Origin of the sequence: Streptosporangium sp. NPDC050284, from assembly GCF_044459525.1 — a bacterium.
Lineage (GTDB): Bacteria > Actinomycetota > Actinomycetes > Streptosporangiales > Streptosporangiaceae > Streptosporangium.
Map to the genome: position 1 here is coordinate 231,014 of NZ_JBITIZ010000009.1, position 24,608 is coordinate 255,621.

Annotated in this window: 18 protein-coding genes and 1 pseudogene; 13 read left to right on the plus strand and 6 right to left on the minus strand. The window is 70.3% G+C overall.

The genetic code is table 11. From position 1 onward, the window contains the following. Nucleotides 1-48: 48 nt before the first annotated feature. The 4 genes from ACIBH4_RS22295 to ACIBH4_RS22310 form a co-directional block, all read right to left on the minus strand. Entirely contained in the window at nt 49-972 is a 924-nt protein-coding gene (locus ACIBH4_RS22295) for an RNA polymerase sigma-70 factor (RefSeq protein ID WP_362768819.1), read from the minus strand. Nucleotides 973-989: 17 nt separating this feature from the next. Then, the gene (locus tag ACIBH4_RS22300; RefSeq protein WP_362768822.1) at nt 990-1,463 is read right to left on the minus strand and encodes a carboxymuconolactone decarboxylase family protein; all 474 of its coding nucleotides are present in this window, start codon (nt 1,461-1,463) and stop codon (nt 990-992) included. Between the two features lie 124 nt (nt 1,464-1,587). Beyond that, nucleotides 1,588-2,316: a VOC family protein gene (locus tag ACIBH4_RS22305; protein ID WP_362768824.1), complete on the minus strand. Its 729-nt coding sequence runs from the start codon at nt 2,314-2,316 to the stop codon at nt 1,588-1,590. A gap of 234 nt (nt 2,317-2,550) precedes the next feature. Next, the gene (locus ACIBH4_RS22310; protein ID WP_362768827.1) at nt 2,551-3,351 is read right to left on the minus strand and encodes an IclR family transcriptional regulator; all 801 of its coding nucleotides are present in this window, start codon (nt 3,349-3,351) and stop codon (nt 2,551-2,553) included. 132 nt (nt 3,352-3,483) lie between these two features. Here ACIBH4_RS22310 and betA point away from each other — a divergent pair, with 132 nt between their 5' ends. From betA to ACIBH4_RS22340, 6 genes are all read left to right on the plus strand, one after another. Next, complete coding sequence (betA, locus tag ACIBH4_RS22315) at nt 3,484-5,124, plus strand: choline dehydrogenase (protein ID WP_362768830.1); 1,641 nt, start codon at nt 3,484-3,486, stop codon at nt 5,122-5,124. A 236-nt stretch (nt 5,125-5,360) separates the two neighbouring features. Next, on the plus strand, nt 5,361-6,164 hold the full coding sequence (locus tag ACIBH4_RS22320; protein WP_362768832.1) for an IclR family transcriptional regulator: 804 nt from the start codon (nt 5,361-5,363) through the stop codon (nt 6,162-6,164). Between the two features lie 100 nt (nt 6,165-6,264). After that, nucleotides 6,265-6,489: a hypothetical protein gene (locus ACIBH4_RS22325; RefSeq protein ID WP_399172723.1), complete on the plus strand. Its 225-nt coding sequence runs from the start codon at nt 6,265-6,267 to the stop codon at nt 6,487-6,489. A 45-nt stretch (nt 6,490-6,534) separates the two neighbouring features. Beyond that, nucleotides 6,535-7,806, plus strand: a complete 1,272-nt coding sequence (locus tag ACIBH4_RS22330; protein WP_362768835.1) for a glycine betaine/L-proline ABC transporter ATP-binding protein — start codon at nt 6,535-6,537, stop codon at nt 7,804-7,806. Then, a complete protein-coding gene (locus ACIBH4_RS22335) occupies nt 7,806-9,800 on the plus strand; it encodes an ABC transporter permease subunit (RefSeq protein ID WP_362768838.1) in 1,995 nt (664 codons plus the stop codon). The genes ACIBH4_RS22330 and ACIBH4_RS22335 overlap by 1 nt, the downstream gene beginning before the upstream one ends. A 110-nt stretch (nt 9,801-9,910) precedes the next feature. Continuing rightward, on the plus strand, nt 9,911-10,906 hold the full coding sequence (locus tag ACIBH4_RS22340; protein WP_362768841.1) for an ABC transporter substrate-binding protein: 996 nt from the start codon (nt 9,911-9,913) through the stop codon (nt 10,904-10,906). 251 nt (nt 10,907-11,157) lie between these two features. Here ACIBH4_RS22340 and ACIBH4_RS22345 read toward each other — a convergent pair whose 3' ends face one another. After that, complete coding sequence (locus ACIBH4_RS22345) at nt 11,158-14,349, minus strand: amidase family protein (protein WP_362768844.1); 3,192 nt, start codon at nt 14,347-14,349, stop codon at nt 11,158-11,160. A gap of 599 nt (nt 14,350-14,948) precedes the next feature. On the opposite strand from ACIBH4_RS22345, the gene ACIBH4_RS22350 reads away from it, so the two are divergent. After that, nucleotides 14,949-15,338, plus strand: coding sequence for a type II toxin-antitoxin system RelE/ParE family toxin (locus ACIBH4_RS22350; protein ID WP_362768847.1), 390 nt, complete (start codon nt 14,949-14,951; stop codon nt 15,336-15,338). Continuing rightward, a complete protein-coding gene (locus ACIBH4_RS22355) occupies nt 15,338-15,646 on the plus strand; it encodes a helix-turn-helix transcriptional regulator (RefSeq protein WP_362768850.1) in 309 nt (102 codons plus the stop codon). The genes ACIBH4_RS22350 and ACIBH4_RS22355 overlap by 1 nt, the downstream gene beginning before the upstream one ends. A 305-nt stretch (nt 15,647-15,951) precedes the next feature. On the opposite strand, the pseudogene ACIBH4_RS22360 reads toward ACIBH4_RS22355, so the two are convergent. After that, nucleotides 15,952-16,254: pseudogene (locus ACIBH4_RS22360) on the minus strand (DUF6461 domain-containing protein); the annotation flags it as partial. 223 nt (nt 16,255-16,477) lie between these two features. Here ACIBH4_RS22360 and ACIBH4_RS22365 point away from each other — a divergent pair. The 5 genes from ACIBH4_RS22365 to ACIBH4_RS22385 all read left to right on the plus strand — a co-directional run bounded on the left by ACIBH4_RS22365 (nt 16,478) and on the right by ACIBH4_RS22385 (nt 24,302). Then, nucleotides 16,478-18,904, plus strand: a complete 2,427-nt coding sequence (locus ACIBH4_RS22365; RefSeq protein WP_362768853.1) for an FAD-dependent oxidoreductase — start codon at nt 16,478-16,480, stop codon at nt 18,902-18,904. A gap of 147 nt (nt 18,905-19,051) precedes the next feature. After that, nucleotides 19,052-20,272 carry a sarcosine oxidase subunit beta family protein gene (locus tag ACIBH4_RS22370; protein ID WP_362768855.1) on the plus strand — a complete coding sequence of 407 codons (1,221 nt, stop codon included), beginning with the start codon at nt 19,052-19,054 and terminating at the stop codon, nt 20,270-20,272. Between the two features lie 13 nt (nt 20,273-20,285). Beyond that, nucleotides 20,286-20,564, plus strand: a complete 279-nt coding sequence (locus ACIBH4_RS22375; RefSeq protein ID WP_350946323.1) for a sarcosine oxidase subunit delta — start codon at nt 20,286-20,288, stop codon at nt 20,562-20,564. Continuing rightward, nucleotides 20,561-23,698 (plus strand): 2Fe-2S iron-sulfur cluster-binding protein, encoded by a 3,138-nt coding sequence (locus ACIBH4_RS22380; RefSeq protein ID WP_362768858.1) that lies wholly within the window; start codon nt 20,561-20,563, stop codon nt 23,696-23,698. The genes ACIBH4_RS22375 and ACIBH4_RS22380 overlap by 4 nt, the downstream gene beginning before the upstream one ends. Further along, the gene (locus ACIBH4_RS22385; RefSeq protein ID WP_362768861.1) at nt 23,691-24,302 is read left to right on the plus strand and encodes a sarcosine oxidase subunit gamma family protein; all 612 of its coding nucleotides are present in this window, start codon (nt 23,691-23,693) and stop codon (nt 24,300-24,302) included. Before ACIBH4_RS22380 ends, ACIBH4_RS22385 begins: the two co-directional genes overlap by 8 nt. Nucleotides 24,303-24,608 lie beyond the last annotated feature (306 nt).

The window sequence follows — 24,608 nt, forward strand, 5'->3', positions numbered from 1 at the left end:
GAGGGCGCACGAAACGATCGTGCCGAGGGCCCCCGCTCCTCGGCACGATCATTTCGTGCGCCGGTGTGCCTGCCTTAGCTCGCGGACGAGCGCCCAGGCATCCGCCACCGGGCCCACGTGCCCGAGCTTGTCGGGGTTGATCACCGAGCGGATCGTCTGGACCTGCCCGTCGAGCATGTCGAGGACCAGGGTGTAGAGCACCTTGCCGTCCCGGTCGCGGAAGATCGCGCCAGGCTCGCCGTTGACCTCGTGCGGCTCGAACGTCACGTCGATCCGGGCCAGCTTGAGAGAGAGGGAGGCGAGCAGCCGGGCCACGGACTCGGCGCCGACGACCGCCCTGGCCAGCTGCGGGGCCTTGCCGCCGCCGTCGCCGACCATCGAGACGTCGGCGGCGAGCAGCTCACGCAGACCGGCGAGGTCACCTTCGCGGAAGGCGCCGAAGAACCGTGACGCCAGTTCCTCCCGCTCCGCGCGGACCGCCTCGAAGCGCGGACGCCCGGCCTCCATGTGGCGCCGCGCCCGCACCAGCAGTTGCCGGCACGCCGCCTCCGAACGGCCCACCGCCGCGGCGACCTCGTCGAACCCGAAGCCGAACACCTCCCGCAGCACGAAGACCGCCCGCTCCAACGGGCTGAGCCGCTCCAGCAGCAGCAACGCCGCCATCGACACCGAGTCGGCCAGCTCCGCCGCCCGCGCCGGATCCTGATACGGATCGCTCAGCAGCGGCTCGGGGAACCACGGACCCACGTACTCCTCCCGCCGCACCCGCGCCGAGCGCAGCACGTCGATGGAGATCCGCGTCACCGTGGCCGACAGAAACGCCTTGGCCGACGTGGGCCGGGTCGCCGAGCCGTCGAAGCGCAGCCACGTCTCCTGCACCGCGTCCTCGGCCTCGCCGACACTGCCCAGGATCCGATAGGCGATCGAGAACAGCAGCGGCCGCAGCTCCTCGAACTCCTCGACCTCGCTCACACCTGATCCCCGCCCTCTCAGTGGAACCGGCCCGGCTCGTAGTCGCCGGCCGGCTGCCGGCTGATGACATTCATTCGGTTCGCCGCGTTCATGAAGGAGATCAGGAGCACCAGGGCGGTGAGCTGCTCACTGTCATAGTGCTTGGCGGCGTACGCCCACACCTCGTCGCCGACCCCACCGGCCGCGTCCGCGATCCGGGTCCCCTCCTCCGCCAGCTCCAGCGCGGCACGTTCGGCCTCGGTGAAGACCGTGGCCTCCCGCCACGCCGCGACCAGGTTCAGCCGGACCGAGCTCTCGTCGGCGGCGACGGCGTCCTTGGTATGCATGTCGACACAGACGGCGCAGCCGTTGATCTGGCTCACCCGAAGCGCCACCAGCTCCTGCGTGGCGGCCGGCAGCGGCGACTCCTTGAGCGCCTTGCCCGCCGCCATGAAGTGCTTGAGGATCTTGCCGGCGGTCGGGTCGGCGAAGTAGTTCAGTCGCGCGTCCATGGTGTGCCCCTTCGTGGTCGTCGATGGCTACACCTCCAGAGACGAGGCAGCCCGACTCCCTGTGACATCGGACGAACGTGACCTGGGTCTCCCGGCCGGCTCGGCGTCGATCCGCCGGGGCCGGTCACGTTGTCGGCGGGGGCGACACGCTGAACTCGTTGCCGTCGGGGTCGGCCATCAGCACCCGGCCGGTCCCGCGCGGACCGCTCTCGATCAGGGTCGCGCCAAGGGAGACGAGACGCTCGACCTCCGCCTGATGATCACCGTGCGCGGGTGGGGCGAGGTCGAAGTGCAGCCTGTTCTTCCCGGTCTTCGGCGCCACCGGGGGGCCGCCCCACGTGATCTTTGGTCCGCCGTGCGGCGAGCGGATCGCGGTCTCCTGGTCCTGGTCCCAGACCAGCGGCCAGCCCAGCGCCTCGCTCCAGAAGTATCCGACCTCCTGCGAACCGTCGCACGCGAGCGCTCCGACGAATCCGCAGTCGGCGAGAAAGTTGTTGCCCGGCCCGATGACGCAGAACTCGTTGCCCTCGGGGTCGGCGAGCACCACATGCCCCTCCTCGGGGCGTTGCCCGATGTCGATGTGCCGCGCGCCGAGTTCGAGCGATCTGGCCACCGTGCGCCGCTGGTCCTCAAGGGAGGTGCTCGTCAGATCGAAATGCATCTGATTCTGGCGCGTCTTCTTCTCCGGGGTCGGCAGACATCGGATCCGGAATCCGGTGTCATCGCTCGGCAGGAGGGTGACGTCGTCGCGGGCGTCGTCGGCCGTCTCCCAGCCCAGGACTCCGGCCCAGAAGCGTGCGAGACGGAGCGGGTCGTTCGCGTCGAAGCAGAGTGCTACGAGCTGAGCAGTCATATGGCTTCTCCAGTTCGCCGGCTCGTGGGCGCGGGGCGGGGCGCGTCCTCCCGCGCGTGAGGGAGATCAACGCTAGTCCGCCCGAGGAACGCGGGGCGAACGCTTTTGGGCCGGAGGACGGCGTTCACGGCGCACGATCCGCGGGGCGGCGCTTACGGCGCACGATTCGCGATCGGCACGGGGCTGCCGGTCGCCGCACACCAGGCGGGGGTGGTTGCGGCGAGACCGTGGCGCTCAGGTTCGGTCGGTGTGGCCGAGGCGGTGGCTGATGTCCAGGGCTCCGGCGATCACGACCGGCGCCAGCTCGTGCAGCCGCTCCTCGCCGAAGCGGTAGGCCGGGCCGGACGCGCTGACGGCGGCGACGATCTCGCCGTCGTGGGAGCGGATGGGCGCGGCGACGGCGTTCAGGCCGATCTCGTACTCCTCGACGGTGACGGCGTAACCCCGCTCGCGGGCCTGAAGAAGCTGTTTCTCCAGCGCGTCGGCCGAGGTGATCGTGTTCGGGGTGTACGTCTTCAGCCCGCTCGCGGTGACCAGTTGGACCCGGTGCAGGTCGTCGAGGTGGGCGAGCAGGATCTTGCCGCTGGAGGTGGCGTGCAGCGGGGTGAGTTCGCCGACCCAGTTGTGGGTGGTGACCGCCGCCGGGCCGCGTACCTGGTCGAGGTTGATCGCGTAGTGGGAGCGCAGGACGGCGATGTTGACCGTCTCGCCGATCTCCTCGGCGAGGCGGCGGCAGACGGGACGGCTCTGCTGGGTGAGGTCGAGCCGGGAGGCGACCCCGCCCGCGAGGCGGATGATCCCGAAACTGAGGCGGTACTTTCCCCGCTCCTCGGCCTGCTCGACCAGGCCGCGTGACTCCAGCGCCCCCAGCAGCCGGAACGCCGTCGACTTGTGGACCGATATCTCCTGGGCTATCTCGCTCACCCCGGCCTCGCGGCGCTCGGAGAGGATCTCCAGGATGGTGATGGCCCGGTCGACGGACTGGACTCCGCCACTGCTGTCGGCGGTACGGCCGCCGAGGGGATCGTTGCCCATAGCCAGGGACTGTAGGCGCTGGGGACAACGAATGCCATCGCGGGAACAATCGCCGTTGCGAATAGTGCAGCCCATTGCGCCATTCGCTACAATTTCCGGCATTACCTCCAGCTTGAGCGAGGCGAGGCAGACATGTACGACTTCGTCATCGTCGGGGGCGGTTCTGCGGGAAGCGCCCTCGCGAACCGGCTGTCGGCCGACCCCGCCAACCGGGTGCTGGTGCTGGAGGCGGGCCGCCCGGACTATCCGTGGGACGTCTTCATCCACATGCCCGCCGCGCTGCCCTTCCCCATCGGGAACCGCTTCTACGACTGGAAGTACGAGTCGGAGCCCGAGCCGCACATGAACGGCCGCCGGATCTACCACGCCAGGGGCAAGGTGCTCGGCGGCTCCAGCAGCATCAACGGGATGATCTTCCAGCGCGGCAACCCCATGGACTACGAGCGCTGGGGCGCCGACGAGGGCATGAAGACCTGGGACTTCGCCCACTGCTTGCCCTACTTCAAGCGCATGGAGAACTGCCTGGCCGCCGACCCCGCCGACTCCTGGCGGGGCAGGGGCGGCCCCCTGGTGCTGGAGCGCGGGCCGGTGCGCAACCCGCTGTTCGGCGCCTTCTTCGAGGCGGTGCAGCAGGCCGGATACCCGCTGACCGACGACGTCAACGGCTACCGCCAGGAGGGCTTCGCCCGCTTCGACCGCAACATCAGCAGGGGGCGCCGCCTGTCGGCCGCCCGCGCCTACCTGCACCCCGTGATGAACCGCCCCAACCTGGAGGTCAGGACGCGGGCGCACGTCACCCGGATCCTCTTCGAGGGCGGGCGCGCGGTCGGCGTCGAGTACGACGGCCGGACGGTCCACGCGGGCGAGGTGATCCTGTGCGGCGGCGCGATCAACTCCCCGCAGCTGCTCCAGCTCTCCGGGGTGGGCAACGCCGCCGAGCTGGACGCCCTCGGCGTCGACGTCGTGCACGACCTGCCGGGCGTCGGCGAGAACCTCCAGGACCACCTGGAGGTCTACATCCAGTACGGCTGCAAGCAGCCGGTGTCGATGCAGCCCGCGATGAAGTGGCGCAACCGGCCGCTCATCGGCGCGCGGTGGCTCTTCCTGCGCAGCGGCCCCGGCGCGACCAACCACTTCGAGGCGGGCGGCTTCACCCGGAGCAACGAAGACGTCGACTACCCCAACCTGATGTTCCACTTCCTGCCCATCGCGGTCCGCTACGACGGCTCTGCGCCCGCCGGTGGGCACGGCTACCAGGTGCACATCGGGCCGATGTACTCCGACTCGCGCGGCTCGGTGAAGATCAAGAGCACCGATCCCCGGGTTCACCCGGCGCTGCGCTTCAACTACCTGTCCACCGAGCAGGACCGGCGCGAGTGGGTGGAGGCCGTCAGGGTCGCCCGCGACATCCTGAACCAGCCCGCGATGGACGCGTTCAACGCCGGTGAGCTGTCGCCGGGCCCCGGGGTCGAGACCGACGAGGAGATCCTCGACTGGGTGGCGAGGGACGGCGAGACCGCGCTGCACCCCTCCTGCACCGCCAGGATGGGCGTCGACGCCATGTCGGTGGTGGATCCGCTGTCGATGCGGGTCCACGGCCTGGAGGGGTTGCGCGTGGTGGACGCCTCGGTGATGCCGTACGTGACCAACGGCAACATCTACGCGCCGGTCATGATGGTGGCGGAGAAGGCGGCCGACCTGATCCTGGGCAACACCCCGCTCGCCGCCGAGCACGCCGATTTCTATCGGCACCGCGACGGCTCCCCTCGCTGACCGCGCCCGCCGGTCGTTCACCCGCTGACCGTGCGCCCGTCGGCCGTGCGCCGGTCGTTCCCCGCCGACCGTGCCCGTCCGCCGACCGTGCCTGACCGCGCCCGTCCGTCCGCCGCGTCTCGCGCGGTCCCCGGCATGGACGGAGGCCACCTCCGTCGCCGGGGCCTTCTCCCGTGGACGGTGATGAGGGGCTTTCCGTAGGCCGTGCCTGTGCGCGATCCGCTTACAGTTGTGTCATGAGCAACGAGCTGGAGAGAGATGGCGCTGCGGTGCAGTCCGTCGACCGCGCGCTGTCCGTCCTGCGGCTGCTCGCCCGCCACGGTGACCTCGGCGTCAGCGATATCGCCGCGGAGCTGGGGGTCCACCGCTCCACGGCGTTCCGTCTCGTCATGACGCTGGAACTGCACGAGCTCGTCGAGCAGACCGCCGACCGGGGGAAGTACCGGCTGGGGGTGGGGATCGTCCGGCTCGCGGGCGCCGCGACCGTGCGGCTCGACGTGGTGCGGGAGAGCCGTGCCAGCGGCGAGCGGCTCGCGGCGGCGGTCGGCGAGACCGTGAACGTGGCGATCCTCGATCGCGACGAGGCCCTGTACGTCGACCAGATGGCGGGGCCCTCGGCCCTGCAGGCCTACAACTGGGCGGGGCGGCGGGTGGCGCTGCACGCGACGTCCAACGGCAAGGTGCTGCTCGCCCACGCCCCTGAAGAGCGGTTCGAGCGGCTCGCCGCCGGGCCGCTGCGCCCGTTCACCGACCTGACCGTCACCGACGCCGAACTGCTGCGCGAGGAACTCGACACCGTCCGCAGGCGTGGCTACGCCACCGCCGCCGACGAGCTGGAGATCGGCCTGACCGCGGTGGCGGCGCCGATCTTCAACGTCGAGGGCACGGTCGTCGCCTCGATGAGCGTGTCCGGGCCGACCTTCCGGCTGCCGCCCGAGCGCCTCCCCGAGGTGGCCGAGCAGGTGATGGCGGCCGCGGCCGAGGTCTCCTCACGATTGGGCTGGTACGGGAATGAAGACCGCAAACCCTTGACTGCGTGAACGAAAAAGGACGATTCTGTTCCTCGTTAAGCATTCCGATGCGTCATACGCAACTGCGTTATGCGCAGCGGATCATGCGGTAACGGAAGGACGGCCGTTCGTGCTGCTGCGGGCCTGGTGGAAGGTGAACGGGCGGCTCCGGCGCGGGACCGTCCGGATCAACGACCACCGCCACCGCCCTTACGCCCCCCGGGCGGAGCGGGGCGGTTTCAGGCGGCCGGGGATAGGCCGCGAGCCGGGCCAGGCGGGTCCGGCCGAGTATCGGGAGACCAAGCACGTGCGGCGGAACGTCCGCCCCCGCCCGCAGCGGTGGTTCCGCGGCTGACGGACCGACCCTCGTCCCCAGACGACCCGTGAGGTGGTCACGACCATGACGTCACCGACCCAGCAGGTGCGGCCGGAGGCCGCCGCGCGACGCGAGGACCGGGCCGTCCTCGACGTGCGAGGTCTCTGGAAGGTCTTCGGCCCGCGTCCGGACCGGGTCGTCGGAACCCCGCTCGCGGAGCTATCGCGAAGCGAGCTGAGGGCGAGGACGGGCTGCGTGACCGCCGTCCGCGACGTCTCCTTCACCGTGCGGTCCCAGGAGGTCTTCGTCGTGATGGGCCTGTCCGGCTCCGGCAAGTCCACCCTCGTCCGCTGCCTGACCCGGCTCGTCGAGCCGACGGCGGGACAGGTGCTGTTCGACGGCGAGGACATCCGCGAGGCGAGCGACCGGCGGCTGCGCGAGCTGCGCCGCCACCGCTTCGCGATGGTCTTCCAGAACTTCGGGTTGCTGCCGCACCGGCGGGTGCTGGACAACGTGGCCTACGGGCTGGAGATCCGCGGCATGAGGAAGGAGGCCCGCTACGAGCGGGCCAGGGAGATGGTCGAGCTCGTCGGCCTGTCGGGTTCGGAGGACTCCTACCCCGACCAGCTGTCGGGCGGCATGCAGCAGCGCGTCGGGCTGGCCAGGGCCCTCGCGGTGGACCCGGACGTGCTCTTCTTCGACGAGCCCTTCTCCGCGCTCGACCCGCTGATCAGGCGGGACATGCAGAACGAGGTCATCCGCCTGCACCGCGAGGTCGGGAAGACGATGATCTTCATCACGCACGACCTGAGCGAGGCGCTCAAGCTCGGCGACCGCATCCTCATCATGCGCGACGGCGAGCTCGTCCAGATGGGCACGCCGGACGAGGTCGTCGGGGCGCCGGTGGACGACTACGTGCGCGAGTTCGTCAGCGACGTGCCCCGCTCGAACGTGCTCACCACCCGCTGGATCATGCGCCCGCCCCGGCCGGACGAACCGCTGGACGGCCCTGAGGTCGGCCCCGACGTCGTCGTACGCGACGTCGTGCACACGGTCCTGCGCGCGACGCGCCCGGTCAAGGTCGTCGAGGGCGGTGAGCTGCTGGGGGTCGTCACCGCCGAGGAGGTCCTCGGCGTGCTTGCCGAGCCGTCTCCCGAGGGGGCCACTACCGAACCGGCCACACTCGCAGAACCTGCTGGAGCCGCCGGGCCGTCTCCGGCCAGAACCTCCGCCGAACCCGCCGAACCCGCCGAACCCGCCGAACCCGTCGGAGCCGCCGGGCGGTCTCCGGACAGAGCCTCCACCGAGTCCGCGGAGCCCGTCGCCGGGCCGGGCAGGTCAGGGGAGCAGGGCTGATGGCCGTCAGGGCCACCCCGGCCGGTGGCCTGCGGCTCCTGCCCGCCTGGCCCCGCCGCTATCTGATCGCCGCCGTCGTCGCGGCCTGGGTGCTGCTCTGGGTGTTCCTCCAGGGCCGCGACACCTTCCAGCTCGGCGGCGCGGAGTTGACCCCGCTGCACGTACGGGTCAACGAGGCGAGCGAGGTCATCGACAACAGCAGGAACGAGAACCCGTTCTTCCTGTACTTCGTCAACTACATTCGGCTCTTCCTCGATGAGTTCGTCACCTTCGTCCAGGCGCTGATCAGCCAGCCGTCCTTCGGGCGCCCGCTGCCGGTCGTCGGCTGGCTGGGCGTGGTCGCGATCGCCACGGCGGTCGCGCTGCTGTGGGGCAACCTCAGGGTGGCCCTGCTGACCGCGATCGGCTTCGCCTCCTTCGGCCTGCTGGGGCTGTGGGAGGAGAGCATGGACACCCTCGCCCTCACTCTGGCCGCCGTCGCGATCTCGCTGCTCATCGGGATCCCGCTCGGTGTCTGGGCCGGGGTGAACGACCGGTTCGACCGCCTGGTCACCCCGCTGCTCGACTTCATGCAGACGATGCCGACGTTCGTCTACCTCGCGCCGCTCACCCTGTTCTTTCTCATCGGCCCGGCGAGCGCGACCGTGGCGACCGTCGTCTACGCCGTCCCGCCCACGATCCGCATCACCGCGCACGGCATCCGCGAGGTGCGGCCCGCGACGCTGGAGGCGAGCACCTCCCTGGGCGCGACCGCCTGGCAGTCCCTGAGGAAGGTACGGCTCCCGCTGGCCAAGCGGACCATCGTCGTCGGCGTCAACCAGACCATCATGGCCGCGCTGTGCATGGTCACCATCGCCGCGCTGATCGACGCCCCCGGCCTGGGCAAGACCGTCGTCAAGGCGCTGGAGACCCTCGACGTCGGCGGTGCCTTCAACGCGGGTTTGGCGATCGTCGTGATGGCCATCGTGCTCGACCGGGTCACCTCCGCCGCGGGACGCCGCGTCGAGGCCAGGAACCGGGCCGGACTCTCCCGTGGGGCGGGCTGCCGCCGCGCGGAGATCGGCGCGGTCCTCGCGGTCACCGGTGTGCTGGTCTACCTCTCCCATGTCTACGTGTGGGCCGCGGAGTTCCCCGGCGAGGCGAACGTCGGACGGTACGTCCGCCAGGGCGTCGACGCGGCCACCCTGTGGGCGCAGGACAACCTCGCCGTCTACACCGGCGCGTTCAGGAACGCGGTCTCCTACGGCCTGCTCAACCCGTTCGAGGCGCTGCTCACCGACTCGCCGTGGTGGTTGGTCGGCGCGGTGCTGATCGCGTTCGCCGCGATCCTGACGAATGTCAGGATCGTGCTCGTCACCGCGGTCTGCGTCGCCGTGCTCGTCGTGCTCGGCCTGTGGCAGGACAGCATGGTGACACTCGCCTCCACGCTGGTGGCCACCGTCCTGGTGATGGGCCTGGGGGTGGTTCTCGGCGTCTGGATGGGACGCAGCGACCGCGTCGACCAGCTGGTGCGGCCGGTCCTCGACGCGGGGCAGACCATGCCGCCGTTCGTCTACCTGGTGCCGATCCTCGGCCTGTTCGGCGCCACCCGGATCACCGCGATCATCGCCGCGGTCGTCTACGCGGCGCCGGTGGCGGTCAAGCTCACCGCGGACGGCATCCGCGGCGTGGCGCCGAGCGCGGTGGAGGCCGCCACGGCCGCGGGTTCCAGCACCTGGCAGCTCATCACCAAGGTGCAGCTGCCGATGGCGCGCGCCGCGCTCACCCTCGCCGCCGGCCAGGGGCTCATCTACGTGCTCTCCATGGTCGTCGTCGGCGGCCTCGTCGGCGCCGGCGCGCTCGGCTACGACGTGGTGGCGGGCTTCTCCCAGCTGCAGCTGCGGGGCAAGGGGCTCGCCGCGGGCGTGGCGATCGTCGTACTCGGGATCATGCTGGAGCGCATCACCAGGGCGGCGGCGCGGCGGGCCGACGCCGAGGCGCACGGCGTCCGGTGAGGAGCGGGAAGAGACGAGACAGCCGGGAGACAGCCGGGAGACAGGGCACGGCCGGACACCCGCCGGGCGGAACGAACACGGCACACGACACCCAATATCAGGAGGACCTGGTGACAGTTTCGAGGATCGGGCGACCGCGGGCGATGGCGCTCCTGGTCGCGGCCGGCCTCCTCGTCTCCGCGTGCGGCGGGGCGAAGGTCGGCGAGAGCGACACGGGAGCCGCTCCGGCCGCCTCGGGCGCGGAGGGCAAGAAGGCGTGCGGCGCGGTCAACATCGCGATCAACCCGTGGGTCGGGTACGAGGCGACCGCGGCGGTCATCGCCCACGTGGCGGAGAAGGAGCTTGGCTGCTCGGTCACGAAGAAGGACCTCAAGGAGGAGGTCGCCTGGCAGGGCTTCGCCACCGGCCAGGTCGACGCGATCGTGGAGAACTGGGCCCACGACGACCTGAAGAAGAAGTACATCGACGACCAGAAGGTCGCCGTCTCGGCGGGATCGACGGGTAACAAGGGGGTGATCGGCTGGTACGTGCCGCCGTGGATGGCCGAGAAGTACCCCGACATCACCGACTGGAAGAACCTCAACAAGTACGCCGACCTGTTCAAGACCTCCGAGTCGGGGGGCAAGGGGCAGCTGCTCGACGGCGACCCGTCCTTCGTGACCAACGACGCCGCCCTGGTGAAGAACCTGAAGCTGGACTACAAGGTCGTCTACGCGGGCAGCGAGGCGGCGCTCATCACCGGGTTCAGGCAGGCGGAGAAGCAGAAGACCCCGATGCTCGGCTACTTCTACGAGCCGCAGTGGTTCCTGTCGGAGGTCAAGCTCGTCAAGATCAAGCTGCCCGAGTACACCGAGGGCTGCGACGCCGACGCCGAGAAGGTGGCCTGCGACTACCCGCTCTACGACCTCGACAAGATCGTGAGCAAGAAGTTCGCCGACTCCGGCAGTCCGGCGTACGACCTGATCAAGAACTTCACCTGGACGAACGAGGACCAGAACCTCGTGGCCAAGTACATCTCCGAGGACAAGATGACGGCCGAGGAGGCCGCGGAGAAGTGGGTCGGCGACAACCCCGACAAGGTGAAGGCCTGGCTCCCCACCTCCTGAGCGCGCTCGCCTTGCAAGCGAGATGTCACTGGTTCGAACCCGGTAGTGCCCACCAGCCGAAACGCCCCGTTCCTGATCTTCGGAACGGGGCGTGAGCGACTGACTCCCAAAGATGTCATCCATGGCCTCGGTACCTTGCGTGAAGGGCCGCCCCGGCCCAAGTCAGGCAGTGGACGGGCAGCTCAGGTCGTACCCCGCAATGAGAAAAGGGCCCGCGGGGGAGACCGCGGGCCCTTCTCTTCAACCAGTGGTCAGCCCTTGTAACGAGGGGCCATGCGGTCGCCCGGCAGGCAGAACTCGCCCGTGAAGAAGGTGCTCTCCGGGACGCAGCGCCACATGCTGGGGTTGGTGTAGCTGGGGGCGAGGCGGTCGTCGATCGCCTGCTCCAGCGCGTAGCCGCCGGCCAGCAGCTTCGCCTCCGAGAAGGCGCCGCCGATCAGCGTCACACCGATGGGGTTGCGGCCCGACGAGCTCTGCTGCGCGCCATACCCGGCGGGGATGGTGAGCGCGGGGTAGCCGGCGCGGTCGGCGTAGCCGATCACGTTGCTGCCGCTCGGGACCAGGATCAGGTCATACCCGCTCAGGACGGTGTCCAGGACGGCTTTGTTGGCGGCCTTGCCGGCCTCCAGGTCGGTCGTGTACTTGGCGTTCGTCGCGGGGTCGGACAGGTCGATCGCCTGGGCGGCCAGCAGTTGACCCTGCTGGTACTTCAGGCCCTCGACCGGGTTGGCGTTGTTGTAGTCGATGATGCTCTGCAGCGTCGTGCCGGGCTTGGCCGCGCCGAGGTAGGCGTTCAGGTCACGCTTGAACTCGGTGGCGACGACGCTGTCGGTCGCGGCCGGTGTGGCGATCGAGACCTGGGTGACGGTCGCGCCGAGGCCCTGGAGCTTGGCGATCGCCTCCTGGTAGGGGGCGCTCGTGCTGGACACCACGGCGATCTTCTTGCCCGCGAGGGCGTCGGCTTTGAGGTCCTTCGTGTAGTCGACCGGGCTCGCCGGGTCGGCGATCACGTTGAGGATCGTCGCGGCGTCGCCGACGCTGCGGGTGATCGGGCCGGGGGCGTCCTGCGACTTGGCCACAGGGAGCACACCGGTCGTGCTGACCAGGCCGACGGTCGGCTTGAGTCCCACCACACCGGCCGCGTCGGCCGGGGCGAGGAGCTGCGCCGAGTCGAGTGAGGTCTCCATGCCGATCGTGATCGCGGCCAGACCCGAGGCGGTGGCCGCCGCGGCGCCGGCCGACGAACCCGCAGGGGTCTTGTCGGTGTCGTTCGGGAGCAGGACCTGGCCGCCGAGCGAGGAGTAGCCCTTCGGCAGGTTGGCGTCGAAGACGCCGTTCAGCTCGGTGACGTTGGTTTTGCCGAGCACGATCGCGCCGGCGGCCTTCAGCTTCGCCACGAGGGCGGAGTCGTCGGCCGGCTTGAGACCTTGGAGGGCGATCGAGCCGCCCGTGGTCGACAGCGACTTGGCGTCGATGGTGTCGTTGACCAGCACCGGCAGGCCCCAGAGGGCGGGACGCGGTGGGCGCGCGTCGTTCGGGCCGGCGGGCTTGCCGGTGCGGTACTTCCACCGCTCCTGGTCGAGCTTGCGAGCCTCCTTGATCGCGTCGGCGTTGATCTCGCGGACGGCCTGGGTGGCCGGGCCCTCGGCGTTGGTCAGCGCGATGCGGTCGAGGTAGGCACGGGTGAGCTCCTCGGCCGAGACCTCGTCCTTGTTCAGCCTCTGGATCAGGCTCTGCGCCGTCTCGGTCTCCAGCGAGAAACCGAGCGGCCGGGAGTCGTAGTGGGTCACCTTGAGGACGGCGTCGTAGTCGGGGTTGCAGGCGCCGCGCTCGGCGAACGGCGGAGCCGGGGTCGTCTTCGCGCAGCGGTACATGCTCGGGTTCACGAGGCTGGCCGGCCGGCGCAGCTTGGTGGCCTGCTCGATGACGTAGGCGACGCCGAGCAGGTTGAACTCGCTGTAGGCGTTGCCGTGGACCTGCACGTTCTGGGCGCGCCGATGGGTCGCGGTGTAGCCCATCGGGATCGTGATCGACGGGTAACCGGCCTGCGGGGCGCTCGGGGCGCTGCCCAGGATGGCGATCACCGGGTCGGCCGGTTGCGCCGGGTCCGAGTTGGTGTACGTCACCATGTCGTCGATGGCCTTGTGCCAGGCGGCCTTACGGATCGCGAGGTTCGTCCGGTACGCCTGCTCGTTGGCCCCACCCGGGGTCACGTCCGCCTGCGACGAGTTCAGGTGGTTGACGTTGCCGAACTTGAGCGCCTGGTGAGCTTCGGCCTGGTTGACCTGCACCTCTTCGACCAGCGATTTGATCGGCGCCTGCGGGCCGAGCCGCTCGTAGTAGGAGTCGATGCTCTTGTGCTGCTCATAGCCGCTGGGCAGCGTGGGCAGCGAGGGGATCGTCGCCTGCGGGCGGGGCACCAGGATGGCGCCGGCGGCGGTCAGGGCGTCGTACGCGATCTTGAGCGGACTGCCCTCGGTGAGGGTGCCGTTGTACCCGATCTTCTTGCCGCGCACGAAGCCGAGATCGATGGCCTTGGCGTAGTCGGGCAGCGTCGCGGGGAGCGGCGGGATGATGCCCTTGGCGATGTAGTCGTCGCCGAACATGGCCTTGTACCCGGCGTCGGCCACCGGGTCGGGCCCGGCGATCGAGGCCAGTGTGAGCGCGGCGTCGGAGACCGTGCGGACCATCGGGCCGGCGATGTCCTGCGAGGCCGAGATGGGCGCGATGCCGTAACCGGGTACGAGACCCACGGTCGGCCGCAGCCCCACGAGCGACTGCGCGTTCGACGGCGAGATGATGGAACCGGAGGTCTCGGTCCCGATGCCCAGCGTCGACAGCGCCGCGGCCATGGCCGCGCCGGTGCCCGACGACGACCCGGAGGGGTTCTGGTCGGCGTCGATGCCGTTGATGACCTGGCCGCCGTAGTTGCCGAACCCGGAGGGCTGAGAGCCGAAGCTGTTGGCGTACTCCGACAGCCCCACCTTGCCGAGGATCACGACGCCGCGTTCCTTCAGCTTCTTGGTGATGCCGGCGTCGGAGGCCGGGAAGGACCGGCGCAGCGACCAGTTGTTCGCCGTCGTGGGCATGCCCTCGACGTCGATCAAATCCTTGAGCAGGATCGGCAGCCCCATGGCGGGGCCGAGCGACTTGCCCTTCTTACGCAGGCGGTCGTACGCCTCGGCCTCCTTCAACGCGTTGGGGTTGAGGTCCGTGACGGCGTTCAGGCCGGGCCCGCGCTTGTTCAGCGCGGTGATCCGGTCGATGTACGCCTTGGTCAGGTCGACCGAGGTCAGCTTGCCGGCGGCCATGAGGGAGATGGCCTCGGCGCCGGTCAAACTCTCAAGATCGAGTTTGACCTTGGCGTTGGCCTGCTGGGGTTGCACGGCTACGAGGGTGAAGGAGAGGGAGAGGGAGGTGAGGGAGATCAGGACTTTGCGCACTACGCGCTCCTTGAGGAACCCGGTATTGCGCGTGACGCTATAGATCAGTCATTACCGTGATGTGTCACGTATGTTCCCTGGGGGAAACGTGCCGTACTGACCGGTTTATTACGGTCGTCCGCTTACCTGGAACCTTTCATCGGCCACGGCGAAGATCGTGGTCGAGTAGATCTCCAGCCGGGACGTCTGGGCGGAGGAGCCGCGCGAGCCTGCGGAGAGCGCCACTTCTGGGTGACCAACCGGGTGACAACGACCCCGGACGGGGGCGGACAACGGTGGACGGCTGTGGACTGTGTGCCCAGGTCAGCGCCGGTATCGGCCCTGGTCGCGCCCTCGCTCGGATCGCCTTGCAAGCGAGATGTCACCGGTTCGAACCCAGTGGTGCCCACCGCAAGACTCTGACCTGTGCAAACAAGTCGGGGTCTTTTGTGTTTCGTGTCCTGTCCTTTGGTTGTACCGCTAAGACAGAATTCGCCTCAACTGTGTCCGTCCATGTCGGCGGATTTTCCGAGGGCGGCTTGGCGCTGATGAGGGCTCATGTGGGGCGAGATGGGTTCGATGCCCGTCACTGTTGGCAACGATTCACTACCCTGAGTGGGGTGCGTGCACGGGAAGGGCCTCATGTGCGTAAGCCGTACGGCTTTGAGATCGAACCCGAAGTCCGTGAGTGGCTCGACAGCCTGAGTGACAGCGACTTCAAGCGGGTCGATGAGGTCGCCGGTCTACTGGCGGAAAAAGGGACTGAACTTGGTGGTCCATGGTCGGACCACCTGGAAGGGCCGGTCTGGGAACTACGGGTTCGGCTTCGTGATGTTGCAGCTCGGGTGACGTACTGGTCTACTCCGGGTAGGACGATCGTGTTGCTCACGGTTTTCCGTAAGACCAAGCAGCACGATCAGCGGCAGATCGACAGGGCGGTCCGGGCGCAGAAGATCTGTGAACGCGACCATCATGGGCCGGTGGCCGAGATCTATGAGAGGAAGGTGTGATGACTGGCTATCACACCCGCTGGGTGCGACCTGAGCCTCAGGCCGAGGACCCTGAACGGATCATGATTCGAGAGGCGTTGGCCTTCGGTAAGGCTCTGTATGACCGACGTGATGCGCTTGGGCTGACCATTGCCGAACTGGCCGAGCGTGCGGGTATGACCGAGGATGAGATCGAATGTATGGAGGAGGGTGGGACCGCGCCGACGATCGCCTTGCTACGGCATCTGGCTGCGGCGCTGAACGCTGACGTTCGCCTTACCTCCGGCCACGATCTGGGCTCGGTATGGTTCGAGCCGCACGCGGCCTGATCGGCAGAGAGACGTCGTTTATGCGACTTCCGGTTCTTGGGGATGGACGGAGACCCCACGGCGCCGGAAGGAAGCCGGCGCGTGGACGAATACGTCGACGCGGGCTGCCGGGGTGTTGAACGGGAACCAGAACTGGTGGAGCCGGCGTGATTCGGCCCAGGAGGGGCCGGCATGGCCGTCTTTCGCGGCGAGATGTTCGGCGAGCGCGGCAAGGAAGACATCCCAGTGGGGATCTCCCGCGCTGGAGGGCTCTGTGGACAACAGGTCGAGTCGGGCCACAGGTGGTTCGTGTCGGTGTCCCTCTGGGAGAGGTTACGCAGTAGAAGACTGTTGAGGCCGATTGATCCAGTCCAGAGCTGGATCAGTACGGTCCAGCCGCTCACGTCCAGCGCGGCCACGTAGCTGGTGCGCATGCTGTCCGAATCGATGTACTCCATCATTCGTTCCTGGTGCTTTTCAAAGGTCACCTCTTCGAGGCCGTTGCTGTCCGCGCCGAGACGCATCAACGCCTCGCGAGGACTGAGGGACCGGGCGAAGGTGACACAGGAGACGTGACGGAACGGGCCGTGCTTTGCAAGCCAGTCGAATTCTTCGTGTGAGTCCGTCAGTACCCACCAGCCAAAGTTCCCCTATCCGAACTCGGGGCACACCGGAGCCTCCATCAGATCCGGAGCGATTCAGAGCACGAGGGGACGGAGCAGGCCCGGCTGTCCCCGGTTCGCCGTTTCCCGTGGACGACCGCTGGCCCGTTCTTGACAGTGTTGGCGACGGGAGGACAATCTGTTGCGGGAAGCGCACTTCGTTTCGGACTGCGCAACGACGGAGGTGGGTATGGCGGGCCGACGCGTCGTCATCATCGGAGCCGGGGTCGTCGGGGCGGCCCTCGCCGACGAGCTCTCGGCCAGGGGCCGGGACGACATCACCGTCGTCGACCAGGGCGCCGTGCCCGCCACCGGGGGATCGTCCTCGCACGCGCCGGGCCTGGTCTTCCAGACCAACCCCTCCAAGACCATGGCGGAGCTCGCCCGCTACACCGTCGAAAAACTCGTCGACCTCGACTGCTTCCTCCAGGTGGGCGGCCTGGAGGTGGCCACCACGCCCGAGCGGCTCGCCGAGCTGCACCGGCGCCACGGCTGGGCGACCTCCTGGGGGATCGAGGCGAGCGTGCTCACCCCCGAGGAGTGCGTGGAGCGCCACTCCCTGCTCGACCGAGAGAAGATCCTCGGAGGGCTGTTCGTCCCCACCGACGGCCTGGCCAAAGCGGTGCGCGCCGTCGAGGTCCAGCTCGCGCGCGCACGGGAACGCGGTGTCCGCGTCCTCGACCGGCACGAGGTGCTGGACATCCGCGTCGAGGACGACCGGGTCGCGGCCGTCGTCACCGACCGGGGTGAGATCCTCGCCGACCTCGTGGTCTGCTGCGCCGGGATCTGGGGGCCCAAGGTCGCGGGCATGGTCGGCATGACGCTGCCGCTCACCCCCCTCGCCCACCAGTTCGCCTGGACAGGTCCCGTCCCCGCGCTCGCCGGACAGGACAGCGAGGCCGTCCGGCCGATCCTGCGCCACCAGGACGCCGACCTGTACTACCGGGAGCGCTTCGATCGGCTCGGCGTCGGCTACTACGGCCACCGCCCGATGCCGATCACCGCCGAGGAGATCCTCCCGCTCGCCGACGCCGAGGTCATGCCCTCGGTGCTGGCGTTCACCGGCGACGACTTCGCCCCCGCCTGGGCCGAGACGAAGACGCTGCTGCCCGACACGGGGGAGGCCGAGCTCGAAGCGGGGATCAACGGCCTGTTCTCCTTCACCACCGACAACATGCCGCTGCTCGGACCGTCACGCGAGGTGGAGGGCTTCTGGGTGGCCGAGGCCGTGTGGGTCACCCACTCGGCGGGGGTGGGCCGCGCCATGGCCGAGTGGCTGGCCGACGGCCACTGCTCCTCCTTCGACCTGCACGAGTGCGACGTCAACCGGTTCGAGGCCCACCAGCTCGCCCCCGAGTACGTCCGCACCCGCGACTGCCAGAACTTCGTCGAGGTCTACGACATCATCCACCCGCTGCAGCCGGCGGAGAACCTGCGCCCGCTGCGCACCAGCCCCTTTCACGCCCGCCAGCGCGAGCTGGACGCCTACTTCCTTGAGACCGTCGGCTGGGAGCGCCCCCAGTGGTACGGAGCCAACGCGCCTCTGCTCGACGGCCGTGACATCCCCCGCCCCAACGAGTGGGCCGCCCGCCACTGGTCGCCGATCGTCGGCGCGGAGGCCCAGGTCTCACGCGAGGCCGTCGCCCTCTACGACATGAGCGCGCTCAAGCGGATCGAGGTCGCGGGCCGCGGTGCCGCCGCCTTTCTACAGCGGATCTCCACGGGCGACGTCGACAAGTCCGTCGGCTCGGTCACGTACTGCCTGCTGCTCGACCACGACGGCGGCATCCGCAGCGACATCACCGTCGCCCGGCTGGGCCGCGACCTGTTCCAGGTCGGCGCCAACGGCAACCTCGACCTCGACTGGCTGCGCCGTCACCTGCCCGCCGACGGGTCGGTCACCGTCACCGACATCACGCCGGGAACCTGCTGCGTCGGCGTCTGGGGTCCCCTGGCCCGCGAGGTCGTCGCCCCGCTCGCCGGGCCCGCCTTCGGCCCCGGCGGTTTCCGCTACTTCCGTGCCGCGCGGGCGTACGTCGGCGCCGTGCCCGTCACCGCGCTGCGGCTCTCCTACATCGGGGAGCTGGGCTGGGAGCTCTACACGACGGCCGACATGGGCGCGAAGCTGTGGGACACCCTCTGGGAGGCGGGCCAGGAGCACGGGATCATCGCCGCGGGCCGCGGCGCCTTCAACAGCCTGCGGCTGGAGAAGGGCTACCGCTCCTTCGGCACCGACATGACCTACGAGCACGACCCGTACGAGGCGGGCCTCGGCTTCGCCGTGCGCAAGGCCGACCGGGGCGACTTCATCGGCCGCGCGGCCCTCGCCGAGCGCGGCACGACCCCCCGGCGCAGGCTGACCTGCCTCACCGTCGACGACTCCGCCGCCGTCGTGATGGGCAAGGAGCCGGTGTACGACGGTGAGTCCCGCGCCGGATACGTCACCAGCGCCGCCTACGGCCACACGATCGGCAAGAACATCGCCTACGCCTGGCTGCCCGCCGAGCTGTCCGTGCCGGGGAGAGAGCTGCACATCGGCTACTTCGACAAGCGGGTGCCCGCCGTCGTCGCCGAGGAGCCGCTCTACGACCCGGCGATGGAGCGCCTGCGTGGCTGACCGGGCACCGGGAACGAAGGGGATGCCCGTGAACTCCGCGAGGCCCGAACCCGCCCGCGTGCGGGCTCGCCCGAGGGACCGAGAAGGGACGACGTCGACTTCCTTGCCGTGCATGAAGGCGGAGGACTCCACGCCGAAAGGAAAACGATGAGCACCGAGGAGCTCCCCGAGCACCCCGACCGGCTGTGGAGTGCTCCCGAGCCGAAGCCCTCCTACGACGTGGTGATCGTCGGCGGCGGAGGCCACGGCCTGGCCACCGCCTACTACCTGGCCAAAAACCACGGGATCACGAACGTGGCCGTGCTGGAGAAGGGCTGGCTGGCCGGCGGCAACATGGCCCGTAACACCACCATCATCCGGTCCAACTACCTGTGGGACGAGAGCGCGGGCATCTACGAGCACTCGCTGAAGCTGTGGGAGGGGCTGGAGGAGGACCTCGGCTATCCCCTCCTGTTCAGCCAGCGCGGCGTGCTCAATCTCGCGCACAGCCTGCAGGACGTCAGGGAGGGCGTCCGCCGGGTCAACGCCAACCGCCTCAACGGCGTCGACGCCGAATGGCTCGGCCCCGAGGAGGTGAAGGAGGTCTGCCCGATCGTCGACGTCTCGCCCGGCACCCGCTACCCGGTCCTCGGCGCCACCTACCAGCCGCGCGCGGGAATCGCCAAGCACGACTACGTGGCGTGGGGGTTCGCCCGCGCCGCCGCCGCGATGGGCGTCGACCTGATCGAGCACTGCGAGGTCACCGGCATCGACGTCGTGGACGGGCGCGCGGAGGCCGTACGCACCACCAGGGGCCGCATCGCCGCGGGCAGGGTCGCGATGTGCGCGGCGGGACACTCCTCGGTCGTCGGCCGGATGGCGGGGGTGGAGTTGCCGGTGCAGAGCCACCCGCTGCAGGCCCTGGTCTCGGAGCTGCTGGAGCCCGTACACCCCACGGTGGTCATGTCCAACGCGGTGCACGTCTACGTCAGCCAGGCGCACAAGGGCGAGCTGGTCATGGGGGCGGGCATCGACGCCTACAACTCCTACCGGCAGCGCGGCGCGTTCCACATCATCGAGCGGCAGATGGCGGCGGCGCTCGAGCTGTTCCCCGTCTTCGCGCGGGCCCACGTGCTGCGCACCTGGGGAGGGATCGTCGACGTCACCCCCGACGCCTCGCCCGTCGTCGGGCTCACCCCCGTCGACCGTCTCTACGTCAACTGCGGATGGGGGACCGGCGGCTTCAAGGCCACCCCGGGCGTCGGATGGTGCTACGCGCACACGATCGCCCACGACGAGCCGCACCCCCTCAACGCCGCCTTCACGCTCGAACGATTCACCACCGGCGCGCTCGTGGACGAGCACGGCGCCGCCGCGGTGGCCCACTGAAGGAGCCCGACCGATGCTGCTGATCCCCTGTCCGTGGTGCGGGCCACGGGACGAGGCCGAGTTCCACTACGGCGGGCAGGCCCACGTCGTCTACCCCGACGACCCCGCCGCGCTCTCCGACGAGGAGTGGGCGAGATACCTGTTCTTCCGCGACAACCCCAAGGGGCCCTTCGCGGAGCGCTGGTACCACGTGGCCGGATGCCGCCGCTGGTTCAACGCGGTCCGCGACACCGCCACCAACGAGTTCCACGCCGTCTACCGGGTGGGCGAGCCGGGGCCGGTGAGCCGGTGAGCGAGCAGCCGTTCCGCCGGGCGGGCCATCGCGGGGAGACACTGCCGTTCCGGTTCGACGGCCGCGACTACGAGGGGTACCGGGGCGACACGCTCGCCGCCGCGCTGCTCGCCAACGGCGTCCGTACGGTCGCGACGAGCGTCGCACTCGGCCGCCCTCGCGGGATCTTCGCCGCCTGGACCGAGGAACCCAACGCCGTCGTCCAGATCGAGCACCCCTTCCCCGAGCCGATGCTCCAGGCCACCGTCGTCGAGCTGTACGCGGGACTGGTGGCCATCGGCCTGCCGGGCAGGGGCAGGCTCGCCGCCGAACCCGACCCGGCGCGCCACGACGGCGTGTACGCGCACTGCGACGTCCTGGTGGTCGGCGCGGGACCGGCGGGCCTCGCGGCGGCGACCGCGGCGGCCACCTCGGGCGCCCGGGTGATCCTCGCCGACGACCGTCCCTCGCCGGGTGGAAGCCTGCCCGACACCGGCGAGAGCGTCGACGGCCTCCCGGGCGCGACCTGGGCCGCCACCGCGCTGGCCGCGCTGGAGGCCCGTCCCGAGGTGCGGGTGCTCACCCGTACCAGCGTGTTCGGCTACTACGACGACAACTACCTGGTCGCCGTGGAACGCAGGGGGGAGAACGCCTCCTCCCGGACGCGCGTCTGGCGCGTCCGGGCCCGCCGCGTCGTGCTCGCCACGGGCGCGCACGAGCGTTCGATCGCCTTCGCGGGCAACGACCTGCCGGGTGTGATGCTCGCCGGTTCGGCGCGCGCGTACGTCAACCGGTACGGGGTCCTGCCCGGCCGCCGCGCGGTGGTGTTCACCACCGGGGACAGCGCCTACGCCGCGGCCCGCGACCTGGCCGCCGCGGGCGTCGAGATCGCCGCCGTCGTGGACACGCGCCTCGCCGCCGACCCGAGCCGGAACGGCCCCGGCGGGGCGGCGGGGCGGGGCGGCCCGGATGATTTGAGCGGTCCGGACGACGTGGACGGCACGGACGACGCGGGGGACCTCGCTGGGGGCCTCGGAGGTGCCGAGGTGCTCACCGGTCACGTCGTCACCCGCGTGAACGGCGAACACGGCGTCACCTCCGTGACCGTCTCGAAAAGACCCGCCGAGGCCGGCACGCCTTCCGGAGCCGCTGCCGGGACGAACACGTCAGAGGCCGTCGCCTCTGGGATCACCGCGTCTGGGTCCGCCGCGCCCGGAGGTGTCGCCTCACAGGCGCCCGCTTCCGGGACGAACGCGTCCGAGGCGGACACCTCCAAGGCGGAAACCTCCGGCGGACGCGAGATCGAAGCCGACCTGTTGCTCGTCTCGGGCGGATGGAACCCCGCCGTCCACCTGTTCAGCCAGGCGTCGGGGACACTTCGCTACGACGAGGCGCTCGGCTCCTTCGTCCCCGGAACCTGCCGTCAGGCCGTCGAGGTGGCCGGGGCCGCCCGAGGGCTCCGCACCCTCGCCTCCTGCCTGGAGGACGGCGCCGCCGCCGGAGCGCGGGCCGCCGAGGCGGCCGGTTTCGGTGCCCTCCCGACCGCCCCCCACGCGTCCGTCCGGGAGGCGACGGAGGCCGCGGGGGCCGGGGGAACGCGGGACACGCAGGCGGTCTCGAACCTTCGGGAGACAGCCGACGAGACAGCCGACGAGACACTGGGCGGAGCCCTTCCCGAGCACGTGTGGCTCGTCCCCGCCGACGACTACCGGACCCACTTCGTCGACCTGCAGCGCGACGTCACCGTCGCCGACATCATGCGCGCCACCGGGGCCGGGCTCCGTTCGGTCGAGCACGTCAAGCGTTACACCACCGCGGGGACCGCGCACGACCAGGGAAAGACCTCCGGGGTGCTCACCAGCGGTGTCGTCGCCCACCTCCTCGGCGTGGACGTCTCGGAGCTGGGCACCACCACCTTCCGCGCGCCCTACGTGCCCGTCTCCTTCGCGACCCTCGCCGGGCGCGACAGGGGAGCGCTGCACGATCCCGTCCGGGTCACCGCGCTGCACGAGTGGCACGTGGCCCACGGAGCGCCGTTCGAGAACGTCGGCCAGTGGAAGCGGCCCTGGTACTACCCCCGCGAGGGCGAGGACATGGAGGCCGCCGTCCTGCGCGAGTGCCGGGCCGTGCGGGGGGCGGCCGGAGCGATGGACGCCTCCACCCTCGGCAAGATCGACATTCAGGGGCCGGACGCCGCGCGGCTGCTCGACCGGCTCTACACCAACCTGATGAGCACCCTCAAGGTCGGCTCGATCCGCTACGGCGTGATGTGCCGCCCCGACGGGATGGTCTTCGACGACGGTACGGTGATCCGCCTGGCCGAGAACCGTTTCCTGGTGACGACCACCACCGGCAACGCCGCGGCCGTCCTCGACTGGATGGAGGAGTGGCTGCAGACGGAATGGCCGTCGCTGCGGGTCTACTGCACCTCGGTCACCGAGCAGTGGGCGACGGTCGCGCTCGCCGGGCCGCGCTCCCGCGAGGTGCTCGCAGCACTCGCCCCCGACCTCGCCGTGGACAACGCGAGCTTCCCGTTCATGACGTGGCGTGACGGCCGGGTGGCGGGCCTGGACGCGCGGGTGTGCCGGATCAGCTTCTCCGGTGAGCTGGCGTACGAGATCAATGTCAGCGCCTGGGACGGGCTCGCCCTGTGGGAGGCGCTCCAGGCCACCGGGGCGGTCACCCCGTACGGGACCGAGACGATGCACGTGCTGCGGGCCGAGAAGGGCTACCCCATCGTGGGGCAGGACACCGACGGCACGGTCACCCCCGCCGACCTCGGCATGGAGTGGGTGGTGTCCAAGAAGAAGGCCGACTTCCTCGGGAAGCGTTCCTTCTCCCGCGCCGACACCGCCAGGCCCGACCGCAAGCACCTGGTCGGCCTGCTGCCGCTCGACCCGGACCTCCTGCTGCCCGAGGGCTCCCACCTGGTGGCCTTCGACCGGCTGCCCGAGCCGCCGGTCCCCACGCTCGGCCACGTCACCTCCAGCTACCGCAGCGCCGCGCTCGGCAGGACCTTCGCCCTCGCCCTCGTCAGCGGCGGGCGCGAACGCGTCGGCGAGCGGCTGTACGTGCCCGTCGCAGGGGAACTGCTGCCCGTCACCGTCACCCACCACGTCCTCTACGACCCCGAGGGAGCGCGCCGCGATGGCTGAGCCACCGACCGGGCGGTTGAGCCCGCTCGCCCGGCTGGAACCGGTGTCGAGCCAGGACCTTCGTATCGCGGAGCTGCCGTTCCTCACCCAGATCGACCTGCGGGTGGAGCCGGGGAGCGGCACCGCGGCCGGCGTCGCCAGCGCCCTCGCCGCCCTCGGCGTCCCGTTCCCCGTCGAGCCGAACACCTTCGCGAGCACCGGCCACGATGTGCCGTCTGGTACGGCCGGGAGCGACACCCTGGTGTTGTGGCTCGGTCCCGACGAGTGGCTCGTCGTCGGGCCCGCGGGCGACACGGGTCTGGAGACCCGGCTGCGAGCCGCGGCCGGAACCGGTCACGCCGCCGTCACCGACGTCTCCGCCCAGCGGACCGTACTGCTCGTGGCCGGTCCCAGGGCCCGTGACCTGCTCTCCCACGGCTGCGCCCTCGACTTGCACCCTCGCGTGTTCGGCCCCGGCCGCTGCGCCCAGACCATGCTCGCCCGAGCCCAGGTCGTCCTCGCCGCGCGCGGAGGCGACGAGTTCCACATATTCGTCCGCTCGTCCTTCGCGGCCTACCTCGCGGCCTGGCTCCTCGACGCGGCGGGGGAGTACCTGGGCGGCTGAGGCGGCCGTCTGAAACCGGAAAAGACCGAGCGGCGCGTTCGCGGTCGGAGCTGCCGGGCGCGGACTCCCGGCTTCGGCCAGGGGAGTGGACCCGGCGTGGGAGTGCCGCCGGTGCCGAGCGTGCTCCGCCCCCGACGCGAGGAGCGAGGCGCGCGGGGAGCCCGAGCGGACATGGGGAGAGGGGCGGGGGGGGGGGGGGGCGGGGCGGGGGGGGGCGCCCCCCCCCCCGCCGGGGGGGGGGGGGGGCGGGGGGGGGGGCGGCCCAGCCGCGGCGCCGCCGCGCGCGCCGCGCCGCCGGCCGTCACA

Coding starts and splice junctions, on each gene's coding strand:
- ACIBH4_RS22300 (WP_362768822.1), bottom strand. CDS start 1,463: ATGGACGCGCGACTGAACTACTTCGCCGACCCGACCGCCGGCAAGATC.
- ACIBH4_RS22305 (WP_362768824.1), bottom strand. CDS start 2,316: ATGACTGCTCAGCTCGTAGCACTCTGCTTCGACGCGAACGACCCGCTC.
- ACIBH4_RS22310 (WP_362768827.1), bottom strand. CDS start 3,351: ATGGGCAACGATCCCCTCGGCGGCCGTACCGCCGACAGCAGTGGCGGA.
- betA (WP_362768830.1), top strand. CDS start 3,484: ATGTACGACTTCGTCATCGTCGGGGGCGGTTCTGCGGGAAGCGCCCTC.
- ACIBH4_RS22320 (WP_362768832.1), top strand. CDS start 5,361: ATGAGCAACGAGCTGGAGAGAGATGGCGCTGCGGTGCAGTCCGTCGAC.
- ACIBH4_RS22330 (WP_362768835.1), top strand. CDS start 6,535: ATGACGTCACCGACCCAGCAGGTGCGGCCGGAGGCCGCCGCGCGACGC.
- ACIBH4_RS22335 (WP_362768838.1), top strand. CDS start 7,806: ATGGCCGTCAGGGCCACCCCGGCCGGTGGCCTGCGGCTCCTGCCCGCC.
- ACIBH4_RS22355 (WP_362768850.1), top strand. CDS start 15,338: ATGACTGGCTATCACACCCGCTGGGTGCGACCTGAGCCTCAGGCCGAG.
- ACIBH4_RS22365 (WP_362768853.1), top strand. CDS start 16,478: ATGGCGGGCCGACGCGTCGTCATCATCGGAGCCGGGGTCGTCGGGGCG.
- ACIBH4_RS22370 (WP_362768855.1), top strand. CDS start 19,052: ATGAGCACCGAGGAGCTCCCCGAGCACCCCGACCGGCTGTGGAGTGCT.
- ACIBH4_RS22375 (WP_350946323.1), top strand. CDS start 20,286: ATGCTGCTGATCCCCTGTCCGTGGTGCGGGCCACGGGACGAGGCCGAG.
- ACIBH4_RS22385 (WP_362768861.1), top strand. CDS start 23,691: ATGGCTGAGCCACCGACCGGGCGGTTGAGCCCGCTCGCCCGGCTGGAA.